Raw genomic sequence first — 21,145 nt, forward strand, 5'->3', positions numbered from 1 at the left:
CCGTTTTCTCGTTGTCCATGCAGACGCCCCGTGAACCTGAACTCACGTTCGACCAGGTCAAGCAGGCGATTAACTTGGTCGATTTAGTCCTGACGCTCGGCTACGAGCACCACCGCCAGCTAAGCGGCCCCGCCCTCGACCAGGGCAAGTTCCACACCTTTGATTATCGCGGCAAGGCGAAGCTGGACCAGGTGATTGTGTACAAAGCCCCTTCCGGCGACTACCTGTATTTCAACCGCGCCGACGACCGCGACAAGGGCAGTGTCATTGACTTCCTGAAAAACCGGCTGGAAAACCCCCGCATTGCGGGCATTCAAGCCAGCAGTGGCAAGAGTATCTGGGGCAGCGTCATGGATAATGCCCGGCGCTTCCTCAGCCTACCAGCCTCCCAGCGCAAGACGAGTCCGCAGTTGCAGCAGGCAATTGCCCCGGTGCAGCGCGGGGATCAGTACGTGCCCGACTTCCTGCTGAAGACGGCTCCGCTCACGGATACGAGCTACCTGAATGCCCGAGGGCTGACCAATGAGACGCTCAGCAACGGCTGTTTTGAGGGGCGCATCCTGAACCACGTGCACGAGGGCGTCAGTAAGACCGGCCAGCCCTACAAGTTTATCAATACGGCCTTTCCGCAGGTGTACAATGACAAGATTGTCGGGCTGGAAATCAAGGCCCATGGCCCCATGGCCCAGGCCGCTGATTCGCTAAATTCATCGGCTTTGTGGCTCTCGAACAGTGGCCCGAAGACCAACACTCTCTTGGTGACGGAGAGCGCCTTTGACGCCCTCTCGCACTATCAGCTCAAGCAACCCACCAACACGATGTACGCCTCCACGTCGGGCCAGCTGACCGATAACCAGGTGGTCGAAATCCGGCGGCTCATTACCAACCAGAACCTAAAGACGGTGAAGCCCGCCTTCGACAATAATGTGGCGGGTCATGTGTTCGATACCCAGCTGATTACGGGCCTGGCGCACGTGTCCACGCCGATGCATATCGAGCGCAGCTTGCCTGGCCAACTAACGGTAACCATCCACTCGGATCAGGAGCCCTACTTCCGCAAGCTACACGAGCAGACGAAAAACTATAATCAGCAGATAACGGAAGGGTATTTCCAGTTGGCCGGCCGCCATGCGCCCCCGACCCACACGTTGCACAGCGAGTTGATCCTGGCCGGGAAAGAAGCCGACAACCGCTATCAGTTTCACATCCCGAAACGAGTAGAGGCCCTCGAGTTTTTCAACCGGGCCCTGATGCAAAGCTACCCGATGAGCGTGAAGATGGATTTGGAAAAGTCGCGGGCTTCTGACTGGAACGACCAGTTGAAAGAAAGCCTTAAGGGAAAAACAACTGCGCTGACGCCGGAACAGCCCGCTGTGGAGGAAGCGAGTCGGCGACGAGGGATCCGCCGATAACTTTCGCCCGGCGTGTCGCCGGCTCCTTCCGTCCCACCACAGGGCGGTGGAATTCGACTACCCCACCGTTAGGTCAACCGTCACCGAGGACGAGGCGAAGGCCACCGACGGGGCGACGTGCGCCGAGATGATTAAACCCTGCAAAGCATGGCATTTAAGTCCTATGCCAAACAGTACCTAGCTAGCGCTGGCTACCTTAAGTATACGATTAGGATCCTCTTAGCTATCAGGGCAAGGTAGATACGGACCTTGCTAGCGCTGCCCCTGTTTAACGCCACCCATGATGCCTACCGCCCATACTACCTTCTTAGGCCTTCCCTTCTCCGAGCAAGCCCAGGTGGTCTGGCAGGAAGGCACCTACCTGGCCACCCGCTATGAGGAGGAAGATACCGTGGGCTTATACCACCTGCCAGCCGGCTTTTTCGTGGAACTGTCCTACGATCACGTCGCCAACGAGTTGATCAAGCGGGTGCGCACCTTTACCAGCAAGGCCGATCTAGAAGATTACGCCTGCTACGTGGACCTCACTGACTTATCTCTTGGGGGATGAAAAGCTCGCTAGTACAGTTCTTCTTCCATCCTAGGCAAATGAAGCGCGTAAAACGCGGCTCCTGCGCTTTTATCAGGGAGATAGGTTGGGTGCGATAAGGCCCCGTTATCGTCCCTATGTTTCGCCCCAAACACCAGCCAGGGAGTGGGATCCTAAGGAAGACATAGGATCATCGTGGACAATACGGGCACGCCCCGCCGTGGTCAAGCTATCGAGTGGGGTGTCCCCGTTCTGGTCGAGGGTGGAGAAGCGGGCGTAGCAGAGGGGGTAACGTATGGGTTCAGCAAGTCGGGTTCGGAAAGGTACCCACCTAATTCTTTCTGAAATGACTAGTTGGCCTCTCTTTTGGCTCTGCTTCTCTCCTCCGGGGAATACGCGGACAGCCGGCACGCAACGGGTAACGGGACCACTCGGGGAACCGTCGCTGAGGACGTAGCCGCGACTGGAATGCGGGAACTCCAGTATCGCGAAATAAATACCACTCCAGCCCTTCGAGCGCCATATCTAGGCGTCCCACGGCCAGCCCGGCCCCGATCAAGGCGGCGGCGGGAATAAAGGCCATCGCAATCAAAGGGCCTGCCCACGCTCGGCCCGTTGGCGGTTGGTGGGAGAAGGCTGAACTTCCATGTGGTAGATTGGCAGGGAGGGATAAGAAAGGCGGAATAGCTGGCGAAAGTTTTCAAGACTTCATGCGCACTGCGTTTAAAATAGCTAGCAGAAAGGCAAGTTCACAGATAAGGTCCGAGGTGGGCGGCGTTATGGATCCTATTGATGACAAAGGGACCTTATGCACTGCAATTGCATAAATTCAAGTTTTCTTTGCATGTATACAATTAGCTCTGTATATTGATGTACGCTTAAACGCTGACTCGCTCCGTTCTCTACCCCGTCACCACACCTCTAGTGCAAATTACCCCAACGGCGCGGCAGGTTGCTTCCGCTTCTACGCTGCTATGGGGGAGTATGAGGTATTTACGCGGTAGTTGTGAGCCCTGCAAGCCCTTCCGGCTTGCCCCAGCTACGAGGTAAAGGACAACAGCAGGACTTTACCGGTGGTGGCTCGCTCTGCGTCCGCGCTTCTAAAGCCTGACGGCAGCAAATAGCACTACTAGGCACAACTCCTTATTCCCTCCGCTAAGCAACCCCCAGGTAGCTCTCGATTGATAGCCGGTCGCTCCTATGACGTGGGCGGACTATGACGGAGGAGCTTGAATTTATCCCATCATACGCTTTGGGGAGAAGCACTATCCGGTGGGGCTGGATAGCCACGGGATTCTCTAGAAAGCGCCGAATTCATATCGCTATCCCTTCATTATTCACTTGTCTATACCAGCTAGTATGAAATCTATTCTACCCGGGGGCAATCCAAAAGCAGGCTCACCTTCAGTCGCCACGCTCACCTACGACATCACGGCCCTGCAGATGACCATTTATTTCAATCGCGAAGGCGATCACGATCATAATGGCCTGCTCTTCGCCCTGACCGCTAATGTTCCTGTCCTGCGCTACCTCGAGGCCCGGTCCCGTATGGTTCCGCCGGCGAACCTAGCGGCTTTGCACGCCGCGGCGTTGCCCCGGGCACATCAGCTAGGCATAATTCCCCTTCCTACTAGATATCAAGATGCGCGGGTGCATCCCCTGGTGCGCCCCCTCGTGATACGCGCCACGGCCGGAGCCGAAGTTCAGGTCGTGCTGCGCAATAAGATCTCCGAACGCTGGATCGGCCTGCACTTAGTCGCCGACGGGTATGCGGTGAAAACCCAGGACGGTTCGGACGTGGGGAAGAATCCGCACAGCCTGACCCCGCCACATGGCACCCGCATTTACACCTGGCAATGCCGCCACGAAGGTGTTTTTCCCTTCCACGATGGGGGCAACTACTCGGGGGGCGAGGACGGCACGAACGCGCACGGCCTGTTTGGGGCCTTGGTTATCGAGCCGGCAGGATCTATCTGGCGTGACCCAGTGAGTGGGCGGCGATCGCGGCGACTCGATGGGAGCTTTCGGCAGTTAGATGGGCTGTACCTGGACGTGTTGCCGGAGGGAGACGCGCAGAACCCCGACGTGACTATCTCCCCGACCCAGCTGCCTACCCATCATTGGCCGCCCCCCATCGCCTATCCCGATTTTCACGCCGTCGGCCACCGCGAGTTTGTCATCTTTTTTCACGACGAGCCCGAGTTTTGCCCCTCCCATGATGAGGAACCGGAAGAAGACCCGTGTCCCCACCCAGGTTCGGGCGGCGGGCACGGCGATCACGGGTGCCGCGACGGCCTGCCGCCGATCATGCCGGTTTCCTACCGCGCTGAGCCTATGATAAACCGAGAGCACAAGTTGTGGCGGCTGGAGCGCACCGGCCACAACTTTCAGGGTCGGCCCGTCCTCAACGAGGAGCAGCATCACAGCTCCTGGATGTTTGGGGACCCGGCCACGCCGATTCTGAAAGCCTACATCGGCGACCCCGTGCGCATTCGCTTTGTGCACGCGGGGGTCAAGGAAACCCACGTCTTTCACCTGCACCTCTACGAGTGGCATGCCGTGCCGGAGGCTACAGATTATACCGGGCAGTTCAACGGATCCCCGCGCATCGATGCCATTTCCGTCAGCCCCCAGACGGCCCACACGATTGAACCCGTGTGGGGGGCCGGCAATCGCCACCAAGTAGCGGGTGACATCATTTGGCACTGCCACCTGTATCCGCATTTTCACGAAGGCATGTGGGGCTTGTTTCGCACCTTTGAAACCCTGCAGACCGGCGCCCTCGGCCCTTGGCTCGCGGGCAGTGAACTGCCCGGGAGTGTATATGCCGGCCGGCAGATCGGAAGGTACCCAGACAGGACGCGCATTGAGCGCCTGTTGCCCTTGCCCGATCGGGTTCCTCCGCCCGCCCCGACGAGCACGCACCCGGGCTATCCCCTCTACATCCCCGGTCAACTACGGCAGAAATCGCCCATCCCGCCCTGGCCTGACCGGCCCTGGCAGGCTAGGGAGCAACGGTGCCACCCATTTGACTCGCTGCTGGCGGCGGACATGCCGGCCGATTTTAATTACCGCCCGGTGCCGACGCGGTTGGAGCGCAATGCCTTCAATGCCTGTCCCGTCCCGGGGGAGATGTTTACCCGCAATCCGTTTGCCCAGCAGCAAGCAGCCCAGTGGCGGTCCACGTTTGACACCTGGAACGTGGAGCGCGAGGTGTGCCACGATGTAGTCGTTGCTAAGCAGCGCATTGACTATAATGGTTACGGCTGGCATGATAAACATGGGCACTTGTATTATCTGGATGCGGAGGAGGATCCTGATACCCGACGTGATTCGGAGGACAACCCGATACCCAAGGAGCCTCTGTTTTTTCGCGCCCTGCACCAGCAGATCCTAAACTTGACCCTGGACAATCAGACGCGGCTGGATATTGAGGAGACGGCGTTTGATCGGGCCTTCCCTCCCTGTTCAAAGCGGGCCTGGGAAGGGGAGTGCGCCCTGCACGTGCATATGGTCAAGTTTGATCCCATTTGCGCGGACGGAGCCAGTACCGGCTGGAACTACATGAGTGGCCCCGTAGTGGGCATGAAAATGGTCTACCGCTGGTGGCTCGATCAGGAGTTTGGGACCATCTTTTTCCACGATCACCTCTTCGCCAACTACCGCCAGAAACACGGCCTCTTCGGCGCCCTGCTCGTGGAACCCACCGACGCCCGGTTCTTTCATCACGTCCAGGGTTACGAGATTGTCAGCGGGCTCCAAGCAATAGTCACGCTACGCGAGGAGTTTGAAGGCCGGCGGGCGTTCCGGGAATTCTGCCTCGGCATCGCCGACTTTATCCCGATGTGGGACCGGAACGACAGGCCCCTAAACCCACCCGATCATCCGGGCGGGCACGGCGACCAGGGCGTGATGGCCTTGAATTACCGTAGCGACCCGATTCACGAACGGCTCCGGGAAGGGGGACTGACGGTGGATCCAGCTTATTGGTTTACGTCGCTAGGGCCCTATAACCGGGATCCCTATACGACCCGGTTTCTAGCCTATGAAAGCGACCCTATTTGGTTTCGCATGATTCAGGGTTCCCACGAGGAACAGCACAGCTTCCAAACCCACGGCATGCGCTGGCAGCGCTTTCGGGGCAGCACCGATTCGGCCCTGCGCAACCAGCAGACGTTTGGCCTGTCTGAAGCCTTTACCTTCATCAATCGCGAACCTTACGGGGCGGGCGATTACCTCTACAAGCTCTCGGCGGCCGACGATCTGTGGCTGGGCTGCTGGGGGCTGATCCGGGTTTTTCCGCAGGACGTAACCGTTGATGAGGCGAGGGAACCCCTGCCCTTGGTCCTCCTTGATGCTTTGCCCACGGCCGTGCCGCTGCCGCCCCCGGTGTTCCAGATGCGACGCTTCCGCGTCGCCGTCAAAGCCAAGCGGCTGGTGTACCGGGAGCCCGATCTGGTCGACCCGTTCGGTCTCATCTACGAGCTAATCGCTTACACCCCGCCCTACGGCCACGAGCACCTTGTGCCGGCCCCGACTAAACCAGAACCGTTGGTGCTACGGTGTCGGGAGGGTGAGTGGGTGCAGGTGACAGTGGAGAATCAGCTGCCGGAGGGATTCATGCCCCGACCGGAACCGTTTGCTCCGCAAGTGCCGGTGGAAGAGCAAGGACCCGGACCGCTCCCTCGACCCCAGCGCCCGGTGTCGGCCCAGGTATCCATGCACGCCGATCTGCTGCGCTACGATGTTCGCTTCAGCGACGGCGCCAACGTGGGACGCAACATGCTGTTTGGTGAGCAAACGGCCGCGCCCGGCGACAGTGTGACCTATACCTGGAATACGTACCGGCCGCCCCACACTAACGCCAATCAACCCTTGGGGCCCATACTGCTCCAGGATATGGCTGACGTGCGCAACCACCGCCATCACGGGCTCATCGGGGCCCTCATTGTCGAGGACCGCTTTGCCACGCCTTACCGCGTGCGAAAGGGTCGCTCCACCGCCACAGGTACCGAGTCAGCGTGGTACGGCGTGCGCGCAACCGTAGTGGTGCGGCGGCCCTGGATGCCACCCCAACGGGTGGAGGAAGCAGTGCTGTTGCTGCAGAATGGCCTGCGGCTGTATTGGCGAGGTAAATTACGCTGGCCCATCCCGGATGAACCACCCGGGCACGGGGAAGACGAAACGGACCACGAAGACCAGGGCCAGAAGGGGTATAATTACCGCTCCGAGCCCGCAGATCCGGAGTGGCGCGACGGCAAGTTGCTCTCCAAACACTCCCCGGCTACCCCGATCTTCCGGGTGCCGGTTAGAAGCACCGTGCACCTGCACCTGCTCGGCGCCTGTGACAAGCCCCGCAACCATAGCTTCACGGTGCACGGCGTGGCGTGGCCAGAATGGCGGTTCCTTTCCCCGACGCATCGGCGCTGGGTGTCGTCCGAAGGCGCCATTTCGGCGGGGACGGTCCGCACCTTTGCCTTCAGCCCCCAGCACCGGGGCGATCATGCCTACCGCGATGGGATTCTCAAGTGGATGGTGCCCCAAGGGCTGTGGGGCATTCTAAGGGTCACCAAGCCGAAAACAAGCCCCTGGTTAACGGTGCCCCTGGTGATGGCTGGTTTGGCTGGGCTAGGCTGGGGAATCCTGGCGGGGTATCGGTGGGCTAAAAAGCAGACATAGTGGACTGCTTGCCAGTCTCCTATGTCTGAAACTAGAATTGCCACACTTTTACCCTAAAAATTCTGTTTTAGGGTAAAAGTGTGGCAACCTATGGTAGCACCTGTATGAGCATTGCTGCCCAGCCTATTCAAGCGGATAAGCGTTGCCTTTCCTGAGTACGCTACCTAAGGCTTGGATTGGTAAACAGCGCGCCTACTTCTGCGCGCAGCAAGCGGGTACGCCGGCCAGCGTACAGGCTGCCGTACCCTTATCCGGGCAATCCTTTAGGAGGGGACACTCCGGGGTACCCTTCATAGGGCAGTCCGCCGTTGGGGCGGGGCTGGTGAAGCCAAACACGGCCCCTCCGGCCAACAGGACGGCAGAGGCTACGACTAAAACTTTCTGTTTCATCGAACAAACGAGTAAGGTGAACCGGCTGGGGACGGCAGCCAGGCGAAGAACAAACGGGCCGCGCCCCGTCGCAAACGGCCAGCGTTAGGCGGCTTGCCCAATACCAGCCCGTTCTAGGGTTTCCCGGGTGATGCCCTCCGTGCGGCAACAATCCAACAAGGCGCCATTGACGGCCACGGCGGGCAGCGTTTGCACGCCCAGCAAGCGGGCCCGGCGCAGGGCCGGATTACCCGCTTCGGTCTCGGTCAGGTTATGGGTGATGATGTCGCAGCTGCTGCAGGCGGTGCTTTTGACCAACTCAACCACGGGGCTGCACAAGGGGCACCCGGCGGTGAAAACTTCTATAATGCGTTTCATGGAAGGGCGTTGATAAGTAATAGCACAAAGCTCGGCCCGCTCCCCGGGTGTCGGTCAAGCGTTATTTCCAGTTTTTTTCTCCCGCTCGGCATTGTGCTGCTCCAGCCGCCCGCCAATCTCGCGCAGCTCCTGCATCTTCTGCGTCAACTCGGCTTCCGTCAGGTTCGGGAATTCGTGCCGCAGCTCCTCAATGCGCCCGGCATCCTGACAGTCGCCGGGGCAAGCTCCCACTACGTCGACGAGTTGCAGGGCCAAGCCCTTGCGAAACACCTCGTCCAGCAGCAGGTGCTCGGCGGTGCTCAGCCCGTTGGTGACGGCCTTGAACTGCACCAGAATCTGCTCGGGCTCGGTGGTTTCCGCGTCCAGCATTTTCACAATGCCGTGGAGCTGGCCGGCCAGCATGTTCAGGCGGCTCTTCAGGTCGCGGGTAAGGTCTTTGGGGAGCATAAACCAGAATTTCGAGCAATATCAACGCCTTGGGGGGGTATCCGTCAAGCAAACAGTCAAACAAATCCGGAGGGCCTTCCGCGCCACCCGCCTTACCGCAGCAGTTGCTGCAAGTCCTCGGGAATGGGCATGGGCTGCTCGGCTTTTACGTTGGCGCCCCCGGTATTGCCCGTGGGCACCTGGCCAACCATGGAGCCCAGGAAACCAAACACGATACGGGGCAACTGCCCCAGGATTTCGCGCGGGTTAAGCGTCCGTAGCCCGTGCGCCAGCATGAGCAGGTGCACGTGGGTGTGGGACACGGCCCAGCGCTGCCCCAGCACGTGCGCCCGCTCCAGATGATGAAACGCGTCGGCGGCATCCCGCCGGGCATAGGCCGCCCGGGCGGCGAGTAGCTCCTGGTGAAAGTAGGGGTGCAGGCGGGAAGGAAGAAACAGGGTTTGCATCGGTTAAAACTTCATGCGCTGAATGCGTACCGCGTTCAAAATAGCTAGCAAAGCCACCCCCACGTCGGCAAACACCGCTTCCCACATGGTGGCCAGGCCGCCGGCTCCCAGGGCTAGCACTACGGCTTTCACGCCAAACGCCAGCCAGATGTTCTGCCACACGACCGTATGCGTCGCCCGGGCGATGCGGCGGGCCGTAGCAATCTTGCTGGGGTGGTCGGTTTGAATCACGACGTCCGCCGTTTCGATAGTCGCGTCCGAGCCCAAGCCGCCCATGGCAATGCCGACGTCGGCTAAGGCGACAACGGGCGCGTCGTTGACGCCATCGCCCACGAAGGCCAGCTTGCGGCCCTCATTAAGGTACTGCTGCACGTAGCGCGCTTTGTCTTCCGGTAGCAGCCCCCCATGAGCCTCGTCAATGCCCAACTCCTTCGCTACCCGCTGGGTGATGCTGTCCTTGTCGCCGGAGAGCATCACGAGTTTGGTGATGCCGTCGGCCCGCAGTTCGCGCACGGTCTGCTGAGCATCGGCCTTGGGGGCGTCGGCCACGGTCAGGTAGCCGGCGTACTGGCCATCCAGGGCCGCCACCACGATGCTGTCTACTACCTGGTCGACGTCGGCTGGGTAGGCCACCCCGTATTTGGTAAGCAGCTTGGCGTTGCCCGCCAGCACATCGCGGCCCTCTACGCGGCCCCGCAGGCCGTGGCCGGCAATTTCTTCCACGTTTTCCACCGACACGTTCGCAGCGGCGGAGCCCACGTGCTGGACCACAGCCTTGGCAATGGGATGGGTAGATTTAGCTTCCAGAGCACCCAACAGCCTCAGCAGCTGGGCGGGCTCGATACCTGGTGCTGGCTGCACGTGCTGCACGGCAAATACGCCCTGGGTGAGCGTGCCGGTTTTGTCCATTACCACGGTGTCGATTTCGCGCAGCACGTCCAGGAAGTTGGAGCCCTTGAGCAGGATGCCCGCGCGGGAGGCGGCCCCGATGCCCCCGAAGTAGCCCAGCGGAATGCTCACCACTAGGGCGCAGGGGCAGGAAATCACCAGAAACACCAGCGCCCGATACAGCCAGGTGCGGAATACGTAATCGTCGACGACGAAGTAGGGCACCACGAGGAGCAAGGTGGCCAGCACCACCACGATGGGCGTGTAGGTTTTGGCAAACTTGGTGATGAAGAGCTGCGTTTTGGCCTTGCGCCCCACCGCGTCCTGTACCATTGCCAGAATCTTAGCCAGCTTAGTGTCCTGATAGGTGGCCGTGACCAGCACCTGCACCAGCGATTCCTGATTGATCATGCCGGCCAGCACCACGTCCCCGGTTTGCTTGCTTTGGGGAGCCGACTCCCCCGTGAGCGCCGCCGTGTTAAAGCTGGCCGGCCCCTGGGTCAAGGTCCCGTCGAGGGCCACTTTCTCGCCCGGCTTCACCTCAATGGTGTCACCTAACTGGACCTGCTTGGGGTCCAGCACCAAGGATTGGCCCCCGCGCACCACCGTGACTTCCGTGGCCTGGATTTCGAGCAGGGCTCGGATGCTGCGCTTAGCCCGGTTCACGGCCGCGTCCTGGAACAATTCGCCCACAGTATAGAACAGCATCACGGCCACGCCCTCGGGGTACTCGCCGATGGCGAAGGCACCGAGCGTGGCCAGGCTCATGAGCAGGAACTCGTTGAACACGTTGCCGGAGGGGATACTCTGAATGGCCGAGCGGATAACTTTCCAGCCCACCAGCAGAAAGGCTATCCCATACCAGGCCAGGCGCATGGCGCCGGTGAAAAAGGGCACCTCCTCGCTGAAATAATCCAGCGCCAGGCCACTGAGCAACAGCACGAGGCTGACGCCCGGCCACAAGTAGGGGCTAGCTTCAGCAGGGCCGTGGTCGTGGTCATCGCCGCTGGCATGGCTATGGCCGGCGTGCGCGTCGGGCTTGGTGTCGGCGGTCGGGGCGTGGTCGTGGCCGGGCACGTCGTGGCCCTGTGGGTTGGCCGAGGCCTCTGGAGTGAGCTGGTCCCGGGTCAGGGCACCCACGTTCTCCAGCTGCACCTGCTTGGCAGTGTTCAGTTCCTCGTTAATTTTATCTATCGATGGGTCAGGCATGAGTCAGAAAGTTAATTCCAAGTAAAACAAAGTCGCTGGAGGTCAGTGGATTACCAGTCTACGAAAAAGCCCGCGAGGCCCACCAGCACCAGCACCGCGCTGGTCAGCTGCCGCTCGTGGCGGGCCAATCCGTCGACGTTGAGGCGCTGCAGGCTGCGGTGGGCCAGCGCTACCAGCGCACACATAGCCGACACGGAGGCTAGCAGGTACACGCTCATGATCAGGGCCAGGGCTGCCGGCCCGTGGGTGCCAGCAGCCAGAAAGAAGGTCTGAATCTCCAGGCAGGGGGCCAGAAACATGGTCGCGGCCAGCCCTACTACCAGGCGCCGGCGCGGCGGGCGCCGGCTCAGTGGCCGCGGGTCGGGGTGGGTGTGACCAGGCCCGGAAAAGGCGTAGAGCAGGCCGATGGCGATGAGTAGCAGCGGCGCTACCCAGCTGGCAAACTGCTCGAAACGGGCCGAGAGGCGCCAGCCCAGCAGGCCCAGCATCAGCCCGATGCCTACAGTGCTGAGCACGTGGGCCAGCCCAGCGACCAGCGTCACCCCCACCGCCCGCCGCAGGGGCCAGCCCTCGGCCCGCGCCACGGCCAGCACCGGCGCCCAGTGGTTGGGAATGGACGCGTGGAGTAGACTTAGCACAAGGGCGCCGATGAGTAGTTCTAGCATGGGAAGCGGGTCAGGGAAAAAGCACCGCCGGTTACGAAGACAAACCTCGGGCTCCGGGCGATGCAATGCTATTGCATTGTTGGGGCAGCGGTTGGCAAGTCGTTCACGCAACGTTCACACAGGCCCTTCATCACCAGACTAGTTTCCTGCACCTGGTAGGTGCCGGGCAAGCGAATGACCGGCACGGCCACTGTGGGTAGGCAGGCGGTTTCCCGGCAGCGGGTGCAGAAGAAATGCACATGCAAATCCTGGTGGTGCTCGGGCGTGCAGCTGGGCTCGCACAGGGCGAACTTCACGGCGCCACTGCCGTCCTCAATGCGGTGCACCAAGCCCTTATCGGTGAACGTTTTCAGGGTGCGGTGCACGGTGATGCGGTCGGCATGCCCGAGCAGTTCCTCCACGTCGGCTAGACTCAGCGCCGCCGCGTGCTGGACTAACACGTCCAGGACCAGCAAGCGCATGGCGGTGGGCGTTATCTGCTTAGCGATTAAAGTGTCTTCGAGAGGGTGGGCCATGACTATTCTTCCTCTTCGGCGTTTTTCATCTTGGCCAGCAGCGAGTACGCGCCGTCCGTGACGAAGGTAGTGGTGGCCGGCACCCCTTCGGGCAGGAGGACTTCGGTGAAGCCATCTTCGCTGCGGCCCAGAGTCACGGGCACCATCCGGTAGCGCCCGGGCCCATCCACGGCGTAGGCGTAGTTCCGGCCCTCGAAGCGCACCAGGGCCGCGTCGGGCAGGGTAGGGGCCTGGGTGCGGCCCGTTTCAATCAGGGCCCGCACGTAAAGGCCGGGCAGCAGCGCCGGGTCGTTTTCCTGGTCGAGGTGGCCGTGCACAAGCACCGTGCGGTCCGCGCCGATGGCTTTGCCCACCAGGTACACCCGGGCCGTGCGCTCGCGGTGGGAGCCGGTGGAGTCGCTGGCCAGGGTGAAGCGAATGAGCTGGTCTTTCTGCACCCGGGCCACGTCGCGCTCGAAGACGGTGAGCTCCACGTGCAGGTGCTCGGGGTCCACAATTTCAAACATCGCCTCAGTGGCGGTCACGGCCTGGCCCACCGTCACGTTGACGGCCCGCACAAAGCCAGCCCGCGGCGCGCGAACAGTCGCAGTGGTTACCATCTTCCCTCCTACGGGCAGGCCGGCCAGCCGCAACCGGGCCGCCTGGGCGTTGGTCTGCACCTGCAGGGCGTTGTACTCAGCTTGGGCCCGCTGATAGTTTTTCTGGGGGGCTACCTCCTGCTCGTAGAGTTCTTTCTGCCGGGCCAGCTCGGTGCGGGCGTAGTCGAGGCGGGCGCGGGTTTCCAGGTAGTCCTGCTGCAAGGTCACAAACTCAGGGTTGCGGATGGTGGCCAGCACTTCGTCCTTGCGTACCCGGGTGCCTTGCAGCAATTCGGTATTTTCTACGAAGCCACCCAGCGGGGCGGTAATGGAAACGGCGCTTTCGGGCGGCACGTCCAGAGTCCCATTCACGGCTAGGCCGGCGCCCATGGGGCGGTCAGTTAGGCGGGCGGTTTTCAGACTGGCCGCCTGCTGCTCGGCCGCCGAGAGGGTAACCATGTCGGAAGCTTCTTCGCCTTCTGCTGCTTTGGCGGCGGTGGCAGGTTCCGCGTCCGCGCCTTCTTTCTTATCGGCACTGCAGCCCGCCTGGAAGGTCAGGGCCAACAGCAGCACCAGAGATGCAATTTTATTCATGTAAATCAAGTCGAGAGATGGGTTACTGGACTGCCGTGCCGAGCAGGTAGTCTAGGTCAATGGCGGTTTGGTTATGCTGGAGCACGGCGTCGAGGTAGGCCGTACGCACTGAGAGGGCGCGCTCCAGGTTGAGCAGCAGTTCGGAGTAGGTGGTTTCGCCGGCCTTATAAGCCCGCTGGCTCAGGCGCACGATGACCGTGGCTTGGGGCAAGCCCGTCTGCTCGTAAAACTGCACCCGCTGGCGCTGCTCCTGCAGCCGCAGGCGCAGCTCGTCGAGCTGAGCGGCGGCTTCGACTTGATAGCGCTGGTAAGCCGTCGTGGCGACCTGCTCTTGCAGCTTGGCGGCCTGCACCCGGGCCTTCTGGGGTCCGCGCACCAGCGGAATGGCTACGCCGGCCTGCACGCTCTGGAAGCGGTCGCTGGCCCCGTAGGTCGAGGTTTGCCCTTCTATCTCGTAGGTGCCCCGCAGGGACTGGTTGGTGTAGCCCACCGTCACCTGAGGCAGCCCTTGGGCTTGTTCCACCCGGGTTTCGGCCCGCCGCTCGGCCAGCTGCTGCAGCAGCACCCGGGCCTGGGGGGTTGCGGCTAGCGCCGCCGTATCGGCGGGGGGCGGGGAAACGGGCAACAGGCGCAGGGTGCTGTCGGCAATGGCCACCGGCTGGGCCGTTTGCAACAGGGCCTGCAGCTGGCGCTGCGCGATGGCGTAGTCAGCCCGGGCCTGGGTGAGCAGGTTCTGGGTCTCGCCCTGCTGAATCAGCGCATTAGCCGGCTCTAAGCGGGCTACTTCGCCGGTCTTGAAGCGCAATTGCGCGGAGCGCAAGAACTCGGCGTAGATGCTGTCCTGCCCGCGCAGCGTGCGCAGGCGGTGGCGGGCGTGCACGGCCCGCTCGTAGCTCAGGCGCACTTGCCGGCGCAGCTCCGCCTGCACCTGCAAAAGCTGCTGCTCCCGGGCTCCAATCTGGGCCTGGCTCAGGCCGGCCTGAGCCTTATAGTAGCCAGGCAGGGCCAGCGACTGGCCGATGCTGAGCACGTTGTCGGAAAGGGGGGAGTTCACCTGCCCGTAGGTGCCCAGGATGGTGGTGCGGCCCACATCGACGGCGGTGCGGCGCAGGGCCTGCTGGGCTTCCAGGGAACGTTGGGCGGCCTGCACCGTGCCGTTGGCCTGCAAGGCCTGCCCCACGGCCTGGGTAGCCGTCAGCGCCCCTTGCGCTTGGACGGGTGCGCTGCCAAGCAGCCCCGCCAGCGCCAGTAGCAACACCACCGACACCGGGACGGCAGCCGTAGGGTGCCGCTTTCCCGCTTCCTGGGGTTTAGCGTTGCGCTCGGACAGGGCGTAGAGTATGGGCAGCACCAACAGGGTAAGCAGCGTGGCCGTGACTAGTCCCCCGATGACCACCGTGGCCAGGGGGCGTTGCACTTCGGCGCCCGCCGACTGGGACAGGGCCATGGGCAGGAAGCCCAGCGAGGCGACGGTGGCCGTCATCAGCACCGGCCGCAAACGCACCTGGGTGCCTTCTAGAATGCGCTGGTAGAGGTCGCTGTGGCCTTCTTCTTTGAGCTGATTGAAGTAGCCGATGAGCACGATGCCGTTGAGCACGGCCACTCCGAACAGAGCGATGAAGCCCACCCCGGCCGAGATGCTGAAGGGCATGCCCCGCAGCCACAAGGCGAGCACCCCGCCGATGGCCGAGAGCGGAATAGCCGTGAAAATGAGCACCGACTGCTTGAGGGAGCCGAAGGTGAAGAACAACAGGGTGAAAATGAGCCCCAGGGCCACGGGTACAGCGATGCTCAGCCGCTCGGTGGCCTGGCGCAGGTTCTCGAACTGGCCCCCGTAGCTGGTGTAGTAACCGGGGGCGAACGGGAGCTGGCGGTCCACTTTGCCCTGCAGCTCGGTCACGACGCTTTCCACGTCGCGGCCCCGCACATTGAAGGCCACCGTGATGCGGCGCTTGGCGTCGTCGCGCTGAATCTGGTTGGGGCCTTCCTGCAGGTCGACCGTGGCCACCTGCTCCAGGGGAACCTGCTCGCCGGCCGGCGTGGCGATGAGCAGTTGCCGCACCTGGTTGATGTTCTGGCGCAGCTCGGGGGCCAGGCGCAGCACCACGTCGAAGCGGCGCTCCTGCTCGAAGAGCTGCCCGGCGGTCTGCCCGGCAAACGCGGTCTGCACCGTGCGGTTCACGTCGTCCGTGTTTAGGCCAAAGCGGGCCAGGCGGTTGCGGTCCAGCTTGACCACGATTTGGGGCAGGCCGGTGACCTGCTCCACGTACACGTCTTCGGCCCCTTCGACCTGGCGCACCAGGCGGGCCGCCCGTTCGGCGTAAGTGGCCAGCTGGGCGAGATCTTCGCCGTAGATTTTAAGCACCACGTCTTGCTTGGCCCCGGAAATCAACTCGTTGAAGCGCATCTGAATGGGCTGCTGAAAGCCGAAGGTGACGCCCGGGATTACTTCCAAAGCTTCGGCCATTTTCTCGGCCAACTCCTCTTGCGTGTCGGCTGACGTCCATTTATCCTGGTCTTTCTCCAAGATGACCATCACGTCAGCCGCTTCCACCGGCATGGGGTCGGTGGGTATCTCGGCCGCGCCGATTTTGGCGACCACCTCCTGGACTTCGGGGAACTGCTGTTTGAGGATGGCCCCGGCCTGCTGGCTTTTGTCGATGGTGTAGCTCAGCGAGGAGCCCGTCAGGGTGCGCATCTCGATGGCAAAGTCCCCTTCGGCCAGTTGGGGGATGAACTCCCCGCCCAAGGTGCGAAACAAGAGTAGGGACCCGGCAAACAGCGCCACGGCCGAAGCCAGCACCCCGGCTTTTCGGCGCAGCGCCCACTCCAGCACCGGGCGGTAGCGAGCTTCCAGCCAGCGCATCATCCGGTCCGAGAAGTTGGGCTGGTGCTGGGTGTTGCGGCTCAGGGCCAGCGCCGACATCATGGGCACATAGGTCAGGGAGAGAATGAAAGCCCCGACAATAGCGAAGGCCACGGTCTGGGCCATGGGGCCAAACATCTTGCCCTCGATGCCGGCCAGCGCCAGCAGCGGCAGGTACACGATGAGGATGATGATTTCCCCGAAGGCGGCCGAAGAGCGGATTTTGGAGGCTGCCTCGTAGGTGGCCTCGTTCATCTGGTTCTGAGTCAGCCGGCCGTTGGCACCCTCCGGAGGGGAAGCCATGCCCACGTGGTTGTGCAGGCGGTGCACGATGGCCTCCACGATGATGACCGCGCCGTCCACCACGAGGCCAAAGTCGATGGCCCCGAGCGAGAGCAGGTTGCCTGACACGCCGAACAGGCGCATCATGGCAATCGCAAAGAGCATGGACAGCGGAATCACGGAGGCCACGACCAAGCCCGCCCGCCAGTTGCCCAAGAAGAGCACCAGCACGAAGAGCACGATCAGGGCGCCTTCCATCAGGTTGGTTTTCACCGTGCCAATGGCGCGGCCCACCAGCTCGGACCGGTCCAGGTACACGTCGATGGCCACGCCCTCGGGCAAGGATTTCTCCACCGTCTGCATGCGCGTTTTTACCGCCGTAATCACGTCGTTGGCGTTGGCACCCTTGAGCATGAGCACCAGCCCGCCGGTCACTTCGCCTTCGTCGTTGCGGGTCATGGCCCCGTAGCGCACGGCCGAGCCCAGGCGCACGTCGGCCACGTCGCGCACCAGCACGGGCAGGCCACCCTGGGTGTTGCGCACGACGATGTTGCCCAGGTCCGCCGCGTTCTCGGCCAGGCCTTCGGTGCGGATAAAATAAGCCGTAGGCTTCTGATCGAGGTAGGCGCCGCCGGCGTTTTGGTTGTTGGCGGCCACGGCCTGGAAGACCTGGTCTACGGTCACGTTCAGGGAGCGCAGGCGCGTGGGGTCGAGGGCAATTTCGTATTGCTTAAGCAGGCCCCCAAAGCTGGCCACATCGGCTACGCCGGGCGTGCCCAGCAGCTGGCGGCGCACGATCCAATCCTGAATCGTGCGCAGCTCGCGGGCGTCGTACTTTTTCTCGAAGCCGGGCTTGGCGCGCACCAGGTACTGGTAGATTTCGCCCAGGCCGGTGGTGACGGGCGCCAGCTCGGGCCGGCCGATGCCTTCGGGAATCTGGCTTTCGGCTTCGCGCAGGCGCTCCGCGACCTGCTGGCGGGCCCAGTAAATGTCGACATCGTCTTCGAAGACAATGGTCACCACCGAGAGGCCGAAGCGCGAGAAGGAGCGCACTTCCTCCCGGTTGGGGATGGTGGCCAAGCTTTGCTCGACGGGAAAGGAGACGAGGCGCTCGATGTCGCCGGCGGCCAGCGAGGGGGCCACGGTGTAGACGACGACCTGGTTGGTGGTAATATCCGGCACCGCGTCGATCGGCAGCCGGCTTAACGAGTAGCTGCCCCAGGCCACCAGGGCCAGGGTCAGTATTCCGATGATGAGCTTGTTGTGAATGGAGAAATGAATCAGCCGGTCGAACATCCGTGGCGAGGGGGTTAAGTCTAACACTTCCGAAAAGGACCCTGCGGCCCGGCGACTTCGGCTAGTGACAGCGGAAGCGGTTGGGGCGGAATGACTTGCGAGGGGGCGCAGTACGCCCCGCGGCCGGGTGGCCCACTTGCACACAGCAAGCGGCGACCCGGGCGGGAAGTCAGCAGGAAAAAAAGGAAGGGTTAGGCCCGGGGCGGTTGCCACACCGCGCCTAAGGCCCGCGTGGGGGCCGCCATGACCAGCTGGCCGTGGGGGGGGCTACTGCCCCATTCCACCGGGTGGGGAAAGTCCCCAGCCGCGGGGGTAGACCAGGTCATGACGACGCCCCCGCAGCAGTGGCACTGGCACAGGGGCGAGCACCAATCGCCCAGAGCATCCGAGCCGCCGTCCGAATGGGAGGCCGCGGTGACGGTGGTGGGTGTCTGGTCCTGGCACACTACTACCTCGTCCGTGCACGTCATCGTTGACAGGCACGCGAAGTAGAGGGCGAAAAACAGAGACAGCAGGCGCATCAGTGGCAAAGGTAACGACAAGAGCAACTTGTCGGCTCCCCCTTTACTGTCTTGCTCCGGCAAAGGTTCCTAGTGAGGAATAAGTGTGTGAGGGTAAGTACTTCTAGGTAAGCCTTCCCGTGTGCTCTTGTCAGGCCATCTCCAGCTTACCTTGCCTCGCTTACTGTCGCTATTCGCTCGCGCGGCTACAGCGTCAGGCCCAGGCCAGCAAACCAGGTGCGGCCGTCGGCGGGCAGGATGCCGGGGCCGGGGTAGCCGCCCGCCCGGCGGGTGAAGTAGCGGGCATCGAACACATTGTTGATCCCGCCGCTGAGGCGGTAGCGGCCCTTTTGACCCAGCTTCCAGGTGGCGGAAAAGTCGGCGACCTGGTAGGCCGAAATGGCGCCGGTCTGGGCGTTGGCCGTGGGCTCCTCGGTGTTGTTGGCATCGGCGTACACTTTGCCCACGTGGCTGAACTGCCCGGTCATGGACAGCCCTTTGTGGGCGAAGGTGAGGCCCGTGCGCAGGGTTTGGCGCGGGGCGTTTTCCACAACCTTGCCGTCGAGGTTGCTTTCCACAATCTGGGTGCCGGTGCCGGTGCCAGTGAGGGTGGTCACGGGCAGGCTGCCGTAGCGGGCGTCAAGCAAACTCAGGGCCGCGAACAGATCGAGGTGGGGCAAGTTGAAATTGCCGGTCAGCGAGTGAATTAGGTCCAGCTCGGCGTAGGCTTCCAGCCCGTGCGTTTGGGTGCGGCCCAGGTTGGTGCGAAACTGCTGGGTCTGGCCCACCGTGCCCCCGGGCACGGGGCGGCGGATGGTGCCGATGCGGTCCTCATAGTTGAGGAAGAAGTAGCCCACATCGAAGCGCAGCCAGTTCTTATAGTTGCCGCGGTACCCCACTTCGGCCGTGTAGCCGCGCGCATCCTTCAAGTTGGGGTCGATGACGTCCGCGGTGGCCGGCGGCACCAAATCGCCGAAGAGCACGGGCCGGAAGGCTCGCGAGTAGTTGGCGTACAGGTTGGTCGTGGGCGAGACGATAAATTCAGCGCCCAAGCCATAGAGCAGCACGTTGCGCTGGCTTTGCTGGTCGGGTACGCGGTTTTCGCCTCCGTTGGCCGTCCGGCCCAGGTAGCCGCGGCCCGTGTTGCGCAGGTAGTCGTAGCGTAGGCCCGGCGTGACGCTCAGCCGGGGGCTCAGGTGCAGCAGCAGCTCAGCGAACGCGGCGGCGTTGGTCGTAGTGAAATCAAACTCGTTGGTGAAAAGCCCGTTGCCGGTCAAGCTCAGGTCGTAGTCGGAGCCCGTGGTGCCCGTGCCCCGCTGGCGCCGCAAGGTAGTAGCGCGGTAGGCCCGCAAACCGGTGGCCAGCGTGTGGGTGCGGCCCAGCAGGTCCACGTCCTGGGTCAGGCGCAGCTCGGCGCCCAGGTTGCGGTAGTCGTCGCGGTCCACCTGGCGGGCAGCCAGCTGCTGGGTGCGGCGGTTCACGCTGTCCGGGGCGGGCAGCCCGGCCACAAAGCCCACGCTGTTGCGCGACGCCACCAGGCCAAAGGTCTTCAGGTTCACGCGCGTCCGCTCACTAGCCTTGTAGTCCAGGGTGAGGGCCGGAATCAGCCAGGGGGTGCTGAGCCAGTTGCGCTCTCTAGTGCTCTGGCGGCTGTCTTGGGCGAACTGCGCGTCCGTGAGCCCGCCGGGCTGCTGCAAGCGGTTGGTCAGGTAGGTCAGCTCCGCGTTCAGGGTCAGGCGCTCGGTGAGGGCCACGTGCACGTTGCCGTGCACATCGTCGACGCGAAACTGGTTGGACGGCCGCCAGCCGTCACCCTGGCGGTGGCGGTAGTAGGCGTAGTAGTTTACCTTGCCTACGGTGCCGCCCACGGCGTTGTAGGAGTTAAACAAGCCGTTGGAGCCAGCCGTGTTGCTGGTTTCAAATTCGATTTTCTTGTCGCGGGCGCCGCGCTTGAGCTCGTAGTTGAGCAAGCCCCCAAACTGGGGTCCGAACTGCAGGCCCGCGCCGCCGCGCAGCAGTTGGATGCGCTCCACCGCCTCCATGGGCGGATTATAGTAGGCCTCGGGGTAGCCAAAAGCGTCAGCACTCATATCGTAGCCGTTCTGGCGCGTGTTGAACTCCCAGCTGCGGTTGGGGCTCAGGCCTCGGGTGGCCACGTTAATCTGCTGACCAGAGCCGTCGTTTTCCCACACCATCAGGCCGGGAATGCGGGCCATCACTTGGCGCATGTTGTTCTGCACTAAATTAGCATTGACGTCGCGGGGCGTGATGAGCTCGTTGCGGCGACCAGCCGTAATGGTGGTGCCATCCACGGGCGCCGCAAAATGCGTGGCCGCGCCGGTCACGGTGACTTCGCTTAGGGTCTGGTGGCGGGTGGTATCCGCGGCGGGGGCTTGCTGCGCTAGGGCCGGCGGCAAGCAAAGTAGGGTAAAAAGCGCCAGACTGCCCCAAATAAGGGCAGAGTTAGGGTATGCGAAACGGGTCATCAGAGT

At 62.6% G+C, this 21,145-nt stretch carries 15 protein-coding genes; 3 read left to right on the plus strand and 12 right to left on the minus strand.

What is annotated here, in order from left to right:
- The first annotated feature begins 17 nt into the window (after positions 1 to 17).
- Entirely contained in the window at positions 18 to 1,412 is a 1,395-nt protein-coding gene (locus IEW06_RS19940; RefSeq protein ID WP_187734601.1) for a toprim domain-containing protein, read from the plus strand.
- A 280-nt stretch (positions 1,413 to 1,692) separates the two neighbouring features.
- The gene (locus IEW06_RS19945; protein WP_188548836.1) at positions 1,693 to 1,962 is read left to right on the plus strand and encodes a hypothetical protein; all 270 of its coding nucleotides are present in this window, start codon (positions 1,693 to 1,695) and stop codon (positions 1,960 to 1,962) included.
- Positions 1,963 to 2,272: 310 nt separating this feature from the next.
- Here the strand turns inward: IEW06_RS19945 and IEW06_RS21055 are convergent, their stop codons facing one another.
- A complete protein-coding gene (locus tag IEW06_RS21055; protein ID WP_373285393.1) occupies positions 2,273 to 2,626 on the minus strand; it encodes a DUF389 domain-containing protein in 354 nt (117 codons plus the stop codon).
- 674 nt (positions 2,627 to 3,300) lie between these two features.
- Between IEW06_RS21055 and IEW06_RS19950 the strand changes: the two genes are divergently transcribed.
- Positions 3,301 to 7,620, plus strand: a complete 4,320-nt coding sequence (locus IEW06_RS19950) for a multicopper oxidase domain-containing protein (protein ID WP_188548837.1) — start codon at positions 3,301 to 3,303, stop codon at positions 7,618 to 7,620.
- A 192-nt stretch (positions 7,621 to 7,812) separates the two neighbouring features.
- Here the strand turns inward: IEW06_RS19950 and IEW06_RS19955 are convergent, their stop codons facing one another.
- The 11 genes from IEW06_RS19955 to IEW06_RS20005 all read right to left on the minus strand — a co-directional run bounded on the left by IEW06_RS19955 (position 7,813) and on the right by IEW06_RS20005 (position 21,070).
- Positions 7,813 to 8,010 carry a hypothetical protein gene (locus IEW06_RS19955; RefSeq protein WP_187734605.1) on the minus strand — a complete coding sequence of 66 codons (198 nt, stop codon included), beginning with the start codon at positions 8,008 to 8,010 and terminating at the stop codon, positions 7,813 to 7,815.
- A gap of 84 nt (positions 8,011 to 8,094) precedes the next feature.
- A complete protein-coding gene (locus tag IEW06_RS19960; RefSeq protein WP_187734606.1) occupies positions 8,095 to 8,367 on the minus strand; it encodes a glutaredoxin in 273 nt (90 codons plus the stop codon).
- Between the two features lie 54 nt (positions 8,368 to 8,421).
- Complete coding sequence (locus IEW06_RS19965) at positions 8,422 to 8,814, minus strand: metal-sensing transcriptional repressor (protein ID WP_187734607.1); 393 nt, start codon at positions 8,812 to 8,814, stop codon at positions 8,422 to 8,424.
- Positions 8,815 to 8,906: 92 nt separating this feature from the next.
- On the minus strand, positions 8,907 to 9,260 hold the full coding sequence (locus IEW06_RS19970; RefSeq protein WP_187734608.1) for a DUF3703 domain-containing protein: 354 nt from the start codon (positions 9,258 to 9,260) through the stop codon (positions 8,907 to 8,909).
- Between the two features lie 3 nt (positions 9,261 to 9,263).
- Positions 9,264 to 11,357, minus strand: a complete 2,094-nt coding sequence (locus IEW06_RS19975) for a heavy metal translocating P-type ATPase (protein WP_223285040.1) — start codon at positions 11,355 to 11,357, stop codon at positions 9,264 to 9,266.
- Between the two features lie 50 nt (positions 11,358 to 11,407).
- Positions 11,408 to 12,022 carry a hypothetical protein gene (locus IEW06_RS19980; protein WP_187734518.1) on the minus strand — a complete coding sequence of 205 codons (615 nt, stop codon included), beginning with the start codon at positions 12,020 to 12,022 and terminating at the stop codon, positions 11,408 to 11,410.
- 68 nt (positions 12,023 to 12,090) lie between these two features.
- Positions 12,091 to 12,537 (minus strand): Fur family transcriptional regulator, encoded by a 447-nt coding sequence (locus tag IEW06_RS19985; protein WP_187734519.1) that lies wholly within the window; start codon positions 12,535 to 12,537, stop codon positions 12,091 to 12,093.
- A 2-nt stretch (positions 12,538 to 12,539) separates the two neighbouring features.
- On the minus strand, positions 12,540 to 13,709 hold the full coding sequence (locus IEW06_RS19990) for an efflux RND transporter periplasmic adaptor subunit (protein ID WP_187734520.1): 1,170 nt from the start codon (positions 13,707 to 13,709) through the stop codon (positions 12,540 to 12,542).
- Between the two features lie 22 nt (positions 13,710 to 13,731).
- Positions 13,732 to 18,153, minus strand: a complete 4,422-nt coding sequence (locus tag IEW06_RS19995) for a CusA/CzcA family heavy metal efflux RND transporter (RefSeq protein ID WP_188548838.1) — start codon at positions 18,151 to 18,153, stop codon at positions 13,732 to 13,734.
- Between the two features lie 191 nt (positions 18,154 to 18,344).
- Complete coding sequence (locus IEW06_RS20000) at positions 18,345 to 18,695, minus strand: DUF6660 family protein (protein ID WP_188548839.1); 351 nt, start codon at positions 18,693 to 18,695, stop codon at positions 18,345 to 18,347.
- A gap of 164 nt (positions 18,696 to 18,859) precedes the next feature.
- On the minus strand, positions 18,860 to 21,070 hold the full coding sequence (locus IEW06_RS20005) for a TonB-dependent receptor family protein (RefSeq protein ID WP_188548840.1): 2,211 nt from the start codon (positions 21,068 to 21,070) through the stop codon (positions 18,860 to 18,862).
- Positions 21,071 to 21,145: the final 75 nt, after the last annotated feature.

The organism is Hymenobacter qilianensis (assembly GCF_014638675.1).
Taxonomy (GTDB): Bacteria; Bacteroidota; Bacteroidia; order Cytophagales; family Hymenobacteraceae; genus Hymenobacter; species Hymenobacter qilianensis.

What these genes read in the sequence shown, in the direction of transcription:
- IEW06_RS19940 (WP_187734601.1), top strand. Translation starts at nt 18, where the DNA reads ATGCAGACGCCCCGTGAACCTGAACTCACGTTCGACCAGGTCAAGCAG.
- IEW06_RS19965 (WP_187734607.1), bottom strand. Translation starts at nt 8,814, where the DNA reads ATGCTCCCCAAAGACCTTACCCGCGACCTGAAGAGCCGCCTGAACATG.
- IEW06_RS19950 (WP_188548837.1), top strand. Translation starts at nt 3,301, where the DNA reads ATGAAATCTATTCTACCCGGGGGCAATCCAAAAGCAGGCTCACCTTCA.
- IEW06_RS19945 (WP_188548836.1), top strand. Translation starts at nt 1,693, where the DNA reads ATGATGCCTACCGCCCATACTACCTTCTTAGGCCTTCCCTTCTCCGAG.
- IEW06_RS19955 (WP_187734605.1), bottom strand. Translation starts at nt 8,010, where the DNA reads ATGAAACAGAAAGTTTTAGTCGTAGCCTCTGCCGTCCTGTTGGCCGGA.
- IEW06_RS19960 (WP_187734606.1), bottom strand. Translation starts at nt 8,367, where the DNA reads ATGAAACGCATTATAGAAGTTTTCACCGCCGGGTGCCCCTTGTGCAGC.
- IEW06_RS19970 (WP_187734608.1), bottom strand. Translation starts at nt 9,260, where the DNA reads ATGCAAACCCTGTTTCTTCCTTCCCGCCTGCACCCCTACTTTCACCAG.
- IEW06_RS19980 (WP_187734518.1), bottom strand. Translation starts at nt 12,022, where the DNA reads ATGCTAGAACTACTCATCGGCGCCCTTGTGCTAAGTCTACTCCACGCG.
- IEW06_RS19985 (WP_187734519.1), bottom strand. Translation starts at nt 12,537, where the DNA reads ATGGCCCACCCTCTCGAAGACACTTTAATCGCTAAGCAGATAACGCCC.
- IEW06_RS19990 (WP_187734520.1), bottom strand. Translation starts at nt 13,709, where the DNA reads ATGAATAAAATTGCATCTCTGGTGCTGCTGTTGGCCCTGACCTTCCAG.
- IEW06_RS19995 (WP_188548838.1), bottom strand. Translation starts at nt 18,153, where the DNA reads ATGTTCGACCGGCTGATTCATTTCTCCATTCACAACAAGCTCATCATC.
- IEW06_RS19975 (WP_223285040.1), bottom strand. Translation starts at nt 11,357, where the DNA reads ATGCCTGACCCATCGATAGATAAAATTAACGAGGAACTGAACACTGCC.